9 protein-coding genes and 2 pseudogenes are annotated in these 12,978 nt (G+C 51.2%); 7 read left to right on the top strand and 4 right to left on the bottom strand.

The features are described 5' to 3' along the window. The first annotated feature begins 13 nt into the window (after positions 1-13). The 4 genes from mmsB to AC0L73_RS07485 are packed head-to-tail and all read left to right on the top strand — an operon-like array spanning position 14 to position 3,411. Positions 14-901: a 3-hydroxyisobutyrate dehydrogenase gene (mmsB, locus tag AC0L73_RS07500; RefSeq protein WP_473655237.1), complete on the top strand. Its 888-nt coding sequence runs from the start codon at positions 14-16 to the stop codon at positions 899-901. After that, a complete protein-coding gene (locus tag AC0L73_RS07495; protein WP_473655236.1) occupies positions 898-1,689 on the top strand; it encodes an alpha/beta fold hydrolase in 792 nt (263 codons plus the stop codon). Before mmsB ends, AC0L73_RS07495 begins: the two co-directional genes overlap by 4 nt. Before the next feature lie 60 nt (positions 1,690-1,749). Further along, complete coding sequence (locus AC0L73_RS07490; protein WP_227952788.1) at positions 1,750-2,667, top strand: DMT family transporter; 918 nt, start codon at positions 1,750-1,752, stop codon at positions 2,665-2,667. A 3-nt stretch (positions 2,668-2,670) separates the two neighbouring features. Continuing rightward, positions 2,671-3,411 carry an enoyl-CoA hydratase/isomerase family protein gene (locus AC0L73_RS07485; RefSeq protein WP_473655235.1) on the top strand — a complete coding sequence of 247 codons (741 nt, stop codon included), beginning with the start codon at positions 2,671-2,673 and terminating at the stop codon, positions 3,409-3,411. Between the two features lie 18 nt (positions 3,412-3,429). On the opposite strand, the gene AC0L73_RS07480 is transcribed toward AC0L73_RS07485, so the two are convergent. From AC0L73_RS07480 to AC0L73_RS07465, 4 genes and pseudogenes are all read right to left on the bottom strand, one after another. Beyond that, on the bottom strand, positions 3,430-4,143 hold the full coding sequence (locus AC0L73_RS07480; RefSeq protein ID WP_227952792.1) for a type 1 glutamine amidotransferase: 714 nt from the start codon (positions 4,141-4,143) through the stop codon (positions 3,430-3,432). Between the two features lies 1 nt (position 4,144). Beyond that, positions 4,145-6,884 (bottom strand): annotated as a pseudogene (fdhF, locus tag AC0L73_RS07475) (formate dehydrogenase subunit alpha). Next, positions 6,881-8,589, bottom strand: a pseudogene (locus AC0L73_RS07470) (NAD(P)H-dependent oxidoreductase subunit E). The pseudogenes fdhF and AC0L73_RS07470 overlap by 4 nt, the downstream one beginning before the upstream one ends. 1 nt (position 8,590) lies before the next feature. After that, positions 8,591-8,809, bottom strand: coding sequence for a DUF3553 domain-containing protein (locus tag AC0L73_RS07465; protein ID WP_227952797.1), 219 nt, complete (start codon positions 8,807-8,809; stop codon positions 8,591-8,593). A 15-nt stretch (positions 8,810-8,824) separates the two neighbouring features. Here AC0L73_RS07465 and AC0L73_RS07460 point away from each other — a divergent pair, with 15 nt between their 5' ends. The 3 genes from AC0L73_RS07460 (at position 8,825) to AC0L73_RS07450 (ending at position 12,969) form a co-directional block, all read left to right on the top strand. Further along, positions 8,825-9,568, top strand: coding sequence for a histidine phosphotransferase family protein (locus tag AC0L73_RS07460; protein WP_227952798.1), 744 nt, complete (start codon positions 8,825-8,827; stop codon positions 9,566-9,568). A gap of 210 nt (positions 9,569-9,778) precedes the next feature. Next, positions 9,779-12,517 (top strand): hybrid sensor histidine kinase/response regulator, encoded by a 2,739-nt coding sequence (locus AC0L73_RS07455; RefSeq protein ID WP_227952799.1) that lies wholly within the window; start codon positions 9,779-9,781, stop codon positions 12,515-12,517. Then, complete coding sequence (locus AC0L73_RS07450) at positions 12,514-12,969, top strand: chemotaxis protein CheW (protein WP_227952800.1); 456 nt, start codon at positions 12,514-12,516, stop codon at positions 12,967-12,969. The genes AC0L73_RS07455 and AC0L73_RS07450 overlap by 4 nt, the downstream gene beginning before the upstream one ends. The last annotated feature ends 9 nt before the right edge of the window (positions 12,970-12,978 follow it).

The raw sequence follows: 12,978 nt of genomic DNA, 5'->3' as shown, positions 1-12,978 counted from the left end.
GCGGGGAAATTTCATGGCCAGAATTGGATTTGTGGGTGTTGGAAATATGGGCGGGCCGATGGCCCTTAACCTTCTGAAAGCTGGACACTCGGTAAAAGTTTTTGACCTTTCGGCGGATGCCGTTGCCGCTTGCGTCAAGGAAGGCGCGGAAGCGGCGGAAAGTGCGTCCGCGGCCGCGAGCGGCGTTGGCATTGTTGTCAGCATGCTGCCGAAGGGAGATCACGTTCGTGCGGTTTATTTCGGGACCGATGGACTTCTTGCTGCGGCTGACCCGGGCACACTCTTTATTGATTGTTCCACAATCGACGTGGCAACCGCCCGGGACGTTGAGAAGGAAGCATCTGCCGCTGGTATGATGATGGTTGACGCGCCGGTAAGCGGTGGTGTCGGTGGTGCAGCTGCGGGCACATTGACCTTTATGGTCGGCGGCAGCAAAGGCGCATTCGAGGCAGCAAAGCCTATCCTTGACGCCATGGGAGCAAATATCGTGCATACCGGCGGGCCAGGAAATGGGCAAGCTGCGAAGATCTGTAACAATATGATCCTCGGGATATCCATGGTCGGTGTCTGCGAGGCATTCGTACTCGCCGAAAAGCTCGGGCTGGAACATCAGACCATGTTTGATATTGTCTCTACTGCATCGGGTCAGTGCTGGTCACTTACCAGCTATTGCCCTGTTCCAGGGCCAGTCCCGGCGAGTCCGGCGAATAATGATTACAAACCCGGCTTTTCAGCAGAGAACATGTTGAAAGACCTGCATCTTAGTCAGGAAGCGGCTGAGGGATTCGGGGCGTCGACTGAGCTGGGCAAGGCGGCGATGAATCTCTATGAGAGCTACGTTTCAGGCGAAGGAAAATCGGCGGATTTTTCTGGCATTGTCAATATGATTCGAAAGTCGTGACGGCGGGTGCGGATTTAAATCTTGCAACCATTGCCGGCAAGCGCATTGAGTATCGAACGATCGGCAGGTTAACTACGCAACTGCCGGTCCTTGTGTTTTTGCATGAGGGCCTCGGTTGTGCGGCGCTATGGCGTGATTTTCCAGATCGCTTGTGCGAACTCACAAATTGTGCCGGACTAATATACAGTCGGGTGGGATATGGCGGATCGGATGCTTGCGAATTGCCGAGACCGCTTGACTATATGGAGCGGGAAGCAAGTGAATTTCTTCCCGCACTCCTTGAGCATTTCAATATAGAAAAATTTATTCTTGTTGGTCATTCCGACGGGGGATCTATTTCCCTGATATATGGAGGCTTGCCCAATGTAGTTAGCCCGGACGCTGTCATTGTGATAGCGCCCCATGTTTTCTGCGAAGAATTATCCATTAAGGGTATAGAAGCTGCAAAACAGGCGTATGAGCATCAGGAGTTGAAAAGTAGGCTAGAAAAATTCCATGGAATAAATATGGAATGCGCCTTTTGGGGATGGAATGACGCCTGGCTTGACCCGGCTTTTAAAAGATGGAACATCAAAAAATTTCTCCCCACAATCAAAATGCCTCTTCTGGCTATTCAAGGACGGGAAGATGCCTATGGAACGCTTGCCCAAATTGACGCTATTGAAGGCTCGGTCTCAGGACCATTCGAAAAGCTAATCCTTGATGATTGCGGCCACAATCCCTGGCTCGAGCAGCAGACAAAAGTGTTATTGCATTCTTCAGAATTTATTTCTGAAAATCGACCTTGAATTTCCGGGGTATTACAATTACCGCTTGCGGTTTGTCACCATTTGGTTGAGTAATTGCCAATGACTATTCTTGTCTCTGATAATATGCGCGGCGCGGCTTTCATGTCTATTACAATGGCGGGCTATGTCGCCAATGACACGGTCATGAAACTGTTATCAGAGCATCTGAACCTCTTTCAGGCCATGTTTCTCCGGGGGATATTTACCAGTCTGCTTATTGCAGGGTTCTGCCTGTTCAAGGGCGTGCTGATTTACCGAATTCCGAAAGGGGATCGTCTGACGGTCATTCTTCGTCTGGTGGGTGAAATAGGTGGAACGGTCTTTTATCTGATGGCGCTATTCAATATGCCAATTGCAAATGCAACGGCCATCTTGCAGGCACTCCCTCTTGCTGTCACGCTTGCGGGGGCGATTTTTATGTCGGAGGCGGTAGGGTGGCGTCGCTACCTCGCGATTTTCTCAGGATTTATTGGCGTTCTGATGGTGGTTCGTCCTGGTTCTGACGGATTCAACGAATTTTCTACATTCGCCATCATCGCCGTCGTGTTTATTGTGATACGTGATCTCTCTACGCGTCGGCTGTCTACGGCAGTTCCTTCGCTATTTGTCTCGCTCCTGACGTCCATTTCGGTTATGTCCGTCGGAGCGATATTGTCCCTTACAGAGGAGTGGCGACCGGTTTCAACAAGTGAGATTGGGCTCCTTATTCTTGCGTCGCTGTTTATCATCTTCGGATATCTTTTCAGTATTATGGCAATGCGCGTCGGTGATATTAGCTTTTCATCGCCGTTCCGCTATACGATTCTGATCTGGGCCATCCTTCTTGGTTTTGTTGTCTTTGGCGATATTCCGGACGGTTGGACGATTTTCGGGAGTCTGATTATCGTAGGAAGTGGCGTATATACCTTTTATCGTGAACGGCGAGTGCATGCGTCAGGGCATGCGAATGAACAAGCCAAAACGGCGGAAAGGACCTGAAGAATGTCGGCGTTGGTCATACGAAAAGATATCGATGGCATAGCTATATTGAGCCTGAACCGGCCGGATGCGTTAAATGCCCTTAGTCCATCACTGTTTGTGGAACTTCATGAGCATGTGAAGACGCTTTCACAGGAAACGGAAAGCATCGGCTGTGTTATCCTGCGCGGGGAAGGACGGTCTTTCTCGGCGGGAAACGACTTAAAGGCCATGCAGGCAGGGGAGGCGGCACCGCATCCGCGGTTTCAGGCAGAAACTGTCGAAATGATTGAGGATCTGCCGCAGCCGGTTATCGCCGAGGTCCGGGGGCACTGCTATACCGGAGCTTTGGAACTCGCGCTCGCCAGTGATCTGACGATTTGTAGTGAAAGTGCGAAATTTGCTGACACCCATGGCAAATGGGCATTGACCCCACTTTGGGGGATGAGTCAGCGGTTGCCGAGGCGGATTGGTGTTCTGAATGCGAAAGAAATGATGTTTACGGGGCGTGTGGTCAGTGGGACTGAGGCTGCTGAAATCGGGCTGGTCAATAAATGCGTGCCTGATTCTGAGCTGTCAGACGCCACATTGGAGATGGCACACGCAATTGTCGAGAACTCGTGGCACACCCTCCGTGCGGATAAAATGCTGGTCAATAAGGGCCAAAACTATGGCCTGAAAGACGGGCTAAATTTCGAACGGGAAAATAGCCCGGGCCGGGCCACTGGGGATGATGAACGGCTATCAGGTTTCAAGAAAGTCTGAGAAAACTACGTTGTGTGTTTATATCCGTCGTTCCCCTTTAAGAATCTCAGCCAACCATTGCCCGTATTGTTGCTGATCATTAGGTTCAGCAAGAGACGCGAGACCATTGTCAGCGAGGTCGACATCCAGCTGGGCACCCCGGCGCAGATTGATTAGATCGACTATGAAAGGCAGTGTATGTTCAGGGTGTGGCTGTAATGATAAGCAAGTTGGTGAATATTTAAGCCCGGCATATTTGCAAAAATCAGATGATAGAATGGTCTCAGCGCTTTCTGGTTGGCGCGTGACCTGATCCTGATGAAAGGAAAGAAGGCGGGCTCGCCTGTTGTTCAGGAGATCTGAATAGACTGTGCGTCCAACACTCCATCCGCCTGGAAATTTTTCCACAGTTCCACCCATAGCCTGCGCCATGAGCTGATGTCCGAAACATATGCCGACGGTTGGTTGCCCACTGGCAATCAGTTTGCGTACGAACACTTCTAGCGGACTGATCCAGTCGAAGTCTTCATATACGCCATGTTTGGAGCCAGTGAGAATCCATGCATCGCATTCCAACGGATGCTTGGGAAGCTGCATATCGATAGCGGCGTAGGTCACATAGTCGAACGGTTCGTCCTTGAACAATTCTTTGAACATATCCGGATACTCGCCGTATTTGACTCCGAGCGAACCACCAATTCGACCCGTCTGGATTATTCCAACGGTTGTTTTTCTCTTCAGATCGGCGGACATTTCAGGCGGACTTCCTTTTGACACTCACAGCGCAGAACTTAACTTCTGCGATTTTGCCGAAGGGGTCAAGTGCATCATTTGTAAGCAAATTTACCGCCGCCTCTGCATAACAGAAGGGGATAAAGATCATGCCGTTCTGTACAGCGCCATCGGCACGTACCCGAATATCAATCTCACCACGGCGTGAACGGACGGTGACAATGTCGCCGGGCCCTGCGGCCAGCTGCTCCATCATAGCTGGTGGCATATGAACGATCGGTTCGGGCTCAATCGCATCCAGCACACTCGCCCGCCGGGTCATGGAACCAGTATGCCAATGCTCCAGCAGGCGGCCAGTTGTCAGGACGACAGGAAAGTCTTTATCCGGCATTTCATCGGGTGAGATCAGACTTGCCGGCACGAACTTACCAAGCCCGTTTGCTGTCGGGAAATTCTCAGTAAATATCAACGATTGGCCCGGATCATCGGGGCTTTCGCAAGGATAGATGACGGCATCTTCCGCCTCTAATCGATCCCATGTAATGCCCTTGATGCTATTCATCGCCTGCGTCATTTCCGCGAATACATCTTTCGGGTGATCGTAATGCCAATCCAGGCCGAGCCGTCTGGCGATTTCCTGAATAATCCAGAGATCTTGCCGCGCATCGCCAGGAAGCGGGACCGCCGCACGGCCAATTTGAACCTGGCGGTTGGTGTTGGTGACGGTGCCGTCCTTCTCCGGCCAGGCCGATGCCGGGAGAATCACATCGGCATAGGCCGCCGTCTCCGTCACGAACAGATCCTGCACCACCAGATGATCCAGTTTCGACAGGGCTTCGCGAGCATGATTGACATTCGGGTCCGACATTGCCGGATTTTCGCCCATTATATACATGGCGTTGATATCACTCTTGTGCACGGCCTCGGTTATTTCAACGACAGTGAGACCCTGTTTCGGATCAATCTTCGCGCCCCAGAATTTCTCGAATTTTTCTCGAATGATGGGATCTTCGACTGATTGATAATCGGGCAGGAACATCGGGATGAGCGCCACATCGGATGCCCCCTGCACATTGTTCTGGCCTCGCAACGGATGCAGCCCAGTTCCTGGTCGCCCGACCTGGCCCGTCATTAACGCGAGACTGATCAGGCAGCGGGAATTGTCAGTGCCATGAATATGCTGACTTATTCCCATCCCCCAGAAAATAATCGCCGCCTTGGCCGTCGCAAACTCCCTCGCAACTTCCCGGACAATGTTCGGGGCAATACCAGTCACCTTTTCCATGGCCTCAGGGCTGAAATCTTCCAGATGGGCTTTCTGCTCTTCGAAATTTTCAGTGTGGTTTTTGATATACGCCTTGTCCGTCAGACCCTCTTTGACGATGACATGCATCATCGAATTGAGAAGCGCGACATCTGTGCCCGGTTTTTCCTGCAACATGAATTGCGCATGGCGGGAGAGGGATTGACCGCGTGGGTCGATCACGATGAGCTTGGCGCCCCTTTTGGCGGCATTTTTGAAAAATGTGGCGGCGACTGGATGGTTGATAGTTGGGTTGGAGCCGATGATCATGATGACGTCGGCGTTTTCTGCCTCATTAAAGGGGGCCGACACGGCACCCGATCCAACAGTTTCAAGGAGAGCGGCAACGGATGACGCATGACAAAGGCGCGTACAGTGGTCTACATTATTTGTGCCGAAACCAATGCGGACGAGCTTCTGAAAGAGATAGGCTTCCTCATTTGATCCTTTGGCAGATCCGAACCCGGCGAGCGCATTGCCACCTTTTTCATCACGGACCCGGCGAAGGCCGCTGGCGGCAAAATCAAGCGCCTCCTCCCAGCTGGCTTCCCGGAAATGGGTGTAGGGATCTCGCGGGGTCGAGGGAGGCGACATCCCCTTTCGCAACCCCTTCCTTTCGGATCAGGGGGACAGTCAGCCGTTCTGGGTTATGGATATAGTCAAAACCAAAGCGCCCTTTAATACAGAGCCGCTCCTCGTTCGCGGGTCCATTGCGGCCATCGGCGTAGAGAATCTTGTTATCTCGCACTTTGAACGTGAGTTGGCAGCCAACACCGCAGAAAGGGCAAACGCTATTCACTTCACGATCGATATGATCGTCATGCAGGACAGATTTTTCGAGTAACGCGCCGGTTGGGCAGGCCTGTACGCATTCACCGCAGCCCACGCATGTGCTCTCTCCCATAGGATCGTCAAAGTCGAAGACGATTTTGGAATGCACGCCGCGTCCCGCCATGCCGATAACGTCATTTACCTGCACATCGCGGCAGGCCCGGACACAGAGGTTGCAGTTGATACAGGCATCCAGATTGACAGCCATTGCAGGATGGGACATATCCTCAAGTGGCATCTCGCGCGAGGAGAACCGGCTGGACGAGATATTCTGCTGGTCCGCCATTTGCCAGAAATGGCTGTCATTGTCATAGCTGGTCTCGCGATCTGGTTGATCGGCGATGAGAAGTTCCATGACCATCTTGCGGGCCTTTTCTGCACGTTCCGTTGATGTGCTGACTTTCATTCCATCCGTGGGTTGACGGATACAGCTTGCCGCGAGAACCCGCTCTCCTTCAATTTCCACCATGCAGGCACGACAGTTTCCATCTGCCTCAAAGCCAATCCGGTCCGCATGGCAAAGATGTGGAATTCTTGTTCCTTCGCGCTTGGCGATATCCCAGATGGATTGTCCCGTACTTGCAGTTACCTGCTTGCCATCAAGTTCAAATGTGACCGTCTCATTCATTTCACCGCCTCCGGGAAATGCTTGAAGATTGACATCAGGCCATTGGGCGCCGCTTGACCGAGGCCGCAGATAGACGCGTCGCGCATAACTGCGCTGAGCTCGGTCAGGAGATCACTGTCCCAATGTTCTGCCTCCATCAGCCGGAGCGCCTTTTCTGTTCCAGCGCGACAGGGCGTGCACTGGCCGCAGCTTTCGTCTTCGAAAAAGCGCATCAGATTGCGCGCGACCATCTTCAGGTCATCCTTATCCGAAATCACGATGACCGCGGCGGAACCAATAAAACAGCCATGCTTTTCAAGTGTGCCGAAATCGAGCGGTATATCCGCCATAGACGCAGGCAGGAGCCCGCCAGATGCTCCGCCTGGCAAGTAGGCACGGAAATCATGGCCATCCTGCATGCCACCGCCAAATTCCTCAATCAACTCCTCAGCGGTAATCCCTGCGGGGGTGATATAAACGCCTGGCTTTTTAACATGGCCGGAGAGGGAAAAACTTCGAAAGCCTTTGCCACCGTGACGGCCGCCTGCCTTGAACCATTCCGGCCCTTTGTGGATAATGTCCGGCAGCCAATAGAGTGTTTCGACATTGTTGATCAGGGTTGGCCGCCCAAACAGACCGACATGAGCAGGGAAAGGGGCTTGTGTCGCGGCAAGGCGCGTTTACCCTCGATGCTTTCCAGCATGGCGCTCTCTTCCCCGCATATATAAGCACCAGCCCCCCGGCGAAGATAGATTTTCCGGCCACTGTCTAGTTTTTCGGCTTTCAGCTTTTCAATGCAACCTGACAGTATTTGATATGTTTCCGGATATTCATCGCGGAGGAAAATATAGATTCTCTCTGCTTCGACAATTTCAGCCGCGATAAGCATTCCTTCCAGAAACTGGTAAGGGTTATTATTCAGGTAATATCGATCCTTGAAGGTGCCGGGCTCACTTTCATCGGCGTTGACAGCCATATAGCGCGGGCCTGGAACCGATAGCACAGAGTTGAGCTTTAGTGCATGGGGAAACCCTGCCCCACCAAGTCCGCGATGGCCACTCTCGTTTAACGCCTCAATGATGGTGTCGACAACCAGATCACCAGCACGCAATTTTGCATGGGTAGAGAACCCCCCGGCATCCTTATAATCGTCGAAAGACGTAAAGTCAGGCAGAGAGAGCGGATTGTTCTTTTTTGCGGCTTCAATCAGGGCATCGACATCACCAATTGTCGCATTACCGACATAGCGGTCTTTAAGGCGGACCACGGGAGCAATCTCACATCGGCCCATACAAGCGCCATGCGTGACACGAATGGTGCCGCCGTATTTTTTTATGAGCTTTTGTTTGATCGTCATTGCACCGGCCATCTCGCAGGATAGACTGTCGCAGACTTTGAGAGTAAGAGCGGCGGGTTTTGACTCACCCTCCTTAACAACGGTGAAATTATGATAGAACGTAGCGACTTCGTATACTTCTGCAAGCGCAAGCCGCATTTCCTCCGCCAGCGCTGCTAAATGATCTACAGAAAGGGAGCCGTAGGTGTCCTGGATCAAGTGCAAATGCTCAAGGAGCAAATCCGATTGCCGGGATCGGGACCCTAACAGCGCAGCAATCTCACGGGCAGCTATAGGCTCGACTTGCCTGCCCTTGTTCTGATAACGGGCTTTGCGGCCACCTTTGCCGGGCGCTTTTGGAACCGCAAATAGTGTTTTCCCTTCTGCCAACTTAAGATCCTCCCATCTTATCCCCGCGTCTTTGTTCTACATGTGCTTCTTCATCACTTAATAATACAAGCTCGATCAGCCCAACAATAATCAGCTGCTTGCCTGCGTGCTCAAAATTCACTGTTACCCGGTCCGCAACGGAAGACTGTACTTGTCCCACTCCCCAGTCTGGTTCCTGCGGATGGCGGACATATTGGCCGGGTGAAAACTGAGCAAGCATGATTTTTCTCTTAACATGATGGATAAGATTGTTGCATATTCACTCTATCAAATTGTCGTGCAGACGACAAAGGTTGTTCGATTTTACAGTGTTCCGCAAACTGCGGATTATGGAGATGTCATGATTGATTTGAAACTCGCGTCCTTAATGAGCTCCAAACTCTGTCATGACGTCATCGGGCCCATCGGTGCCGTCTGCAATGGAATTGAACTTGTTCGCGATGACGGCAACGAAGATATGCGGAGCGAAGCCCTTAAACTTGTGAGTGAGAGTGCGGGAGAGGCATCGGCGCGGCTTCAGTTTTATCGTCTTGCCTTTGGTCTTGCAGGTGGTTTAGGGCAGGAAGTATCGATCCGTGATGCTCGTAATCTCTGCCGCGATCTTATGTCATACGGCAAAGTACGGCTGGATTGGCCGGATAGCGAAGGCGGGGCAGAACTCCTGCCGAAGGATGCCATTAAAATTCTTTGTAATCTGCTGATCATTGCATCGGGCACCTTGCCTCGAGGTGGCGACGTAAAAATCACAGGCAACGTTGAGGATGACAATTGGTCATTCGCCTATCGGGCGGAAGGGCCGCGCGCGGTCCTTCGTGAGGACGTGACTCATATCCTGCAGAACGGTTATAATGAAGCCGAACTAACTGCGCAAAATGTGGGTGTTCAGTATCTTATGGCCCTGTGTGGAAATAATAGTGTGGTTCTGGATATTACCGACGTGGAAGACGGCTTGGTCGCACTCGCCGTCCGCTCATCCTGACCAGGTTTCTGGCGCTTCTCTAAAATAAGCCACAAATTTTTATCGGAAAGACGTCCGAGTTTTGAGAACGCTGGTTTGCGTCAAAAAATAGCTATTTTCAAGATAATCCGTAACTGCTTGTTAACCTATATCCGGCATTCTGTACCCGAATATTTCTAGGAACTTCAGTTTCCAGAAACGAAAGTAAAGAAGCAGAAAGAGCGCAGCCGAATGGATGATCTTTTAAGTGAATTTCTTACGGAAACCAATGAAAACATTGGTATCGTTGACGCCTCCATTGTTGTTTTGGAGCAGGATCCGAGCGACGAAAGTCAGATCGACAATATATTTCGTCTTGTTCATACCATTAAGGGAACATGCGGGTTTCTAGGTTTGCCAAGACTGGAGGCTGTTGCACATGCCGGAGAAAATGTTCTCGGGAAAATTCGCGACAAGGAACTGACCGTTACCGCAGATGTTGTGACGCTTATTCTCGAAGCAATGGATGCCATCAAGGACATTCTGGCCACGATCGAGGAGACTGAAGAAGAGCCCGCTGGAAATGATGCGGATTTGATTGCCCGTCTAAACGATGTCGCGTTCGGAGAGGCGCCTAAGGAGGCAGCACCGGAGCCAGAGCAGGAAGAACTGCCGGCTGGAAAGGTTTCCGAGGCAGAGCTTGAAGCGGCATTTCAGGCTGCGGAAGGTCCAGACGAGGATTTAGCGGAAGAAGAACTGCGACCCGGTGAGGTTTCTGAGGCTGAACTTGAAGCGGCGTTCCAGGCAGCGGAAGGTCCGGACGAGATTGTTGAATCCTTAGAGCTACAGCAAGAAGAGGCGCCGCTTGAAGAAAAGAAGCCGGCCGCCGAGAAAACAACAAAAGAATCTAACATCGCCAATCAGAGCATTCGCGTAAATGTGCAGATGCTAGAAAATCTTATGACGATGGTGAGTGAACTTGTGCTGACTCGAAATCAGCTCCTGCAGATGGTTCGCGGGATGGATGACAATGAATTTACGGTTCCGCTGCAACGCCTAAGCCATGTAACAACCGAGTTGCAGGAAGGGCTGATGAAAACACGCATGCAGCCGATCGGAAATGCTTGGTCGAAACTGCCACGTATTGTGCGGGATCTCAGCCATGAATTGGGCAAGAAAATCGATCTGGTCATGCATGGCGCGGAAACAGAACTCGATCGTCAGGTGCTTGAGTTGATCAAGGATCCGCTTACCCATATGGTGCGAAATTCAGCGGATCATGGGCTTGAAGTACCCGAAGATCGCAAGGCGGCGGGTAAACAACAAACGGGCAAGATTGTTCTCGAAGCCTTTCATGAAGGTGGTCATATCATCATCAAGATTACGGATGATGGGCGCGGTCTGAACAGTGAAAAAATAAAGCAGAAGGTTATCGAAAACGGTTTGGCGAGCGAAGCTGAATTGGAAGGGATGAGCAAGCAGCAAATCCAAAATTTCATCATGCGTGCCGGCTTCTCCACTGCGGAAAAAGTAACCAATGTATCTGGCCGTGGGGTCGGCATGGATGTCGTTCGCTCCAATATCGAGAAGATTGGCGGGACGATTGCCCTGACGTCTGAAGAAGGCAAAGGGTCAACTTTCACCATTAAAATTCCGCTGACACTCGCGATTGTGTCTGCGTTGATTGTTGAATGTTGCGGTGAAAGATTTGCCGTCCCGCAGACGAGTGTGGTTGAACTCGTTCGTGCTTCAACCAATAATACCAGCGATCATACAATTGAAATGATTAATGGCTCGCCGGTTCTTAGATTGCGTGATCATCTGTTGCCGCTTGTGCATCTGAATGAAATCATGCGCCTTGAAACAGCTGCGGATGAAGTTGCGGACAAAAGCGAAGTTAAAGGCTCTGAAGAGTTTATCATCGTTATTCAGGTCGCCAGTTATGTGTTCGGCATAGTTGTGGACCGGGTGTTTGATACGGAAGAAATTGTCGTCAAGCCAATTGCGCCGATTTTGAAAAACCTGTCCATTTTCTCAGGAAATACGATCCTCGGGGATGGCAGTGTTATCATGATCCTTGACCCGAATGGAATTGCCGCTATGTCCGGTGACGCCGTGGTCAATACAGATGGTGCGTCGAAAGAAGAAACAAAACAGGCGCAGGTGCAAGATGAGAAAATTGCGCTCCTTGTCTTCCGTGCTGGCGGAAAGGATCCGAAAGCCGTTCCACTTTCTCTGGTGGCGCGCCTTGAAGAAATTGACGTCGGTACAATCGAAGAAGCGAATGGCAGGAAAGTTGTCCAGTATCGTGGTCAATTGATGCCGCTGACGACGATCGAAGACAATATAGAAATCAGGGAAGAGGGACGACAACCTGTCCTGGTCTTTAGTGATCAAGATCGTACAATGGGGCTTTTGGTTGAAGAAATTGTCGATATTGTCGAAGACCATCTCGATGTGGAAATGTTATCGGAACGCGATGGCTATGTCGGCAGTGCCGTTATTCGCGAAAAGGCGACCGATATAATTGATGTCGGTTACTGCTTGAGCAAATGCTTTGGTAGCTGGTTTGGGGATACGGAGACACGACCTTTCGGCCATAACGGCGAGAAACAGAAAGTCCTGCTGGTCGATGACAGTCCATTCTTCCGGAACATGCTCGTACCACTTCTAAAAACGGCGGGTTATGACGTTTCGACAGCAGAGAATGGCGCAGAGGCTTTGAAAAAGAGAGATATCGGCGAAACATTTGACATCATCGTCAGCGACATTGAGATGCCGGAAATGGATGGTTTCACGTTCGCCGAAGAAATTAAAGGGGATGACAGATGGAATGAGACGCCGATTGTCGCCTTGTCCTCCCACACGACGCCTGGTGATTTCGATCGTGGGCGCGCCGTAGGTTTCTCAGATTATATAGCAAAGTTTGACAGAGATTCATTGATGTCCGCGCTTTCGCAGACTCTTAAGGAAAGTGGGAGTGCAAAATGACCGAAACCAATATGCATGATTATGTTACTGTTTTCATTTCGGACCAACTCTTTGGTATTCCGGTTCTAGAAGTCCATGATGTACTTCGGGGTCTAAATCTTACGAAAATTCCGCTGGCACCGCCCGAAGTTGCCGGCGCCCTCAACCTTCGCGGCCGTATTGTGACGGCCATCGATGTGCGCAAGCGCCTTGGCCTGCCGGAGCGAGAGGAAGATGAAAACAGCATGAGTATTGTCGTCGAGCATCAGGGTGAACCCTATAGTCTTCTGATAGATAGTGTTGGCGAAGTGCTCAGCCTGGATCTAAATGAGTTGCAGCCAACTCCTGTCACACTGAATTCTTGCTGGAAAGAAATATCTGGCGGTGTGTACCGGCTTGAAAACAAGTTGCTCGTCCTAATGCAAATCGAGCAACTTTTGAATTTCGCAGACAGTTCGACCATCGCGGCGTGAGAAAGAACG

Source organism: Sneathiella sp. D3-11 (assembly GCF_055809395.1).
This window is presented reverse-complemented; position numbering and strand designations above follow the sequence as displayed.

What these genes read in the sequence shown, in the direction of transcription:
- AC0L73_RS07460 (WP_227952798.1), top strand. Translation starts at nt 8,825, where the DNA reads ATGATGGATAAGATTGTTGCATATTCACTCTATCAAATTGTCGTGCAG.
- AC0L73_RS07485 (WP_473655235.1), top strand. Translation starts at nt 2,671, where the DNA reads ATGTCGGCGTTGGTCATACGAAAAGATATCGATGGCATAGCTATATTG.
- AC0L73_RS07480 (WP_227952792.1), bottom strand. Translation starts at nt 4,143, where the DNA reads ATGTCCGCCGATCTGAAGAGAAAAACAACCGTTGGAATAATCCAGACG.
- AC0L73_RS07450 (WP_227952800.1), top strand. Translation starts at nt 12,514, where the DNA reads ATGACCGAAACCAATATGCATGATTATGTTACTGTTTTCATTTCGGAC.
- mmsB (WP_473655237.1), top strand. Translation starts at nt 14, where the DNA reads ATGGCCAGAATTGGATTTGTGGGTGTTGGAAATATGGGCGGGCCGATG.
- AC0L73_RS07455 (WP_227952799.1), top strand. Translation starts at nt 9,779, where the DNA reads ATGGATGATCTTTTAAGTGAATTTCTTACGGAAACCAATGAAAACATT.
- AC0L73_RS07465 (WP_227952797.1), bottom strand. Translation starts at nt 8,809, where the DNA reads ATGCTTGCTCAGTTTTCACCCGGCCAATATGTCCGCCATCCGCAGGAA.
- AC0L73_RS07490 (WP_227952788.1), top strand. Translation starts at nt 1,750, where the DNA reads ATGACTATTCTTGTCTCTGATAATATGCGCGGCGCGGCTTTCATGTCT.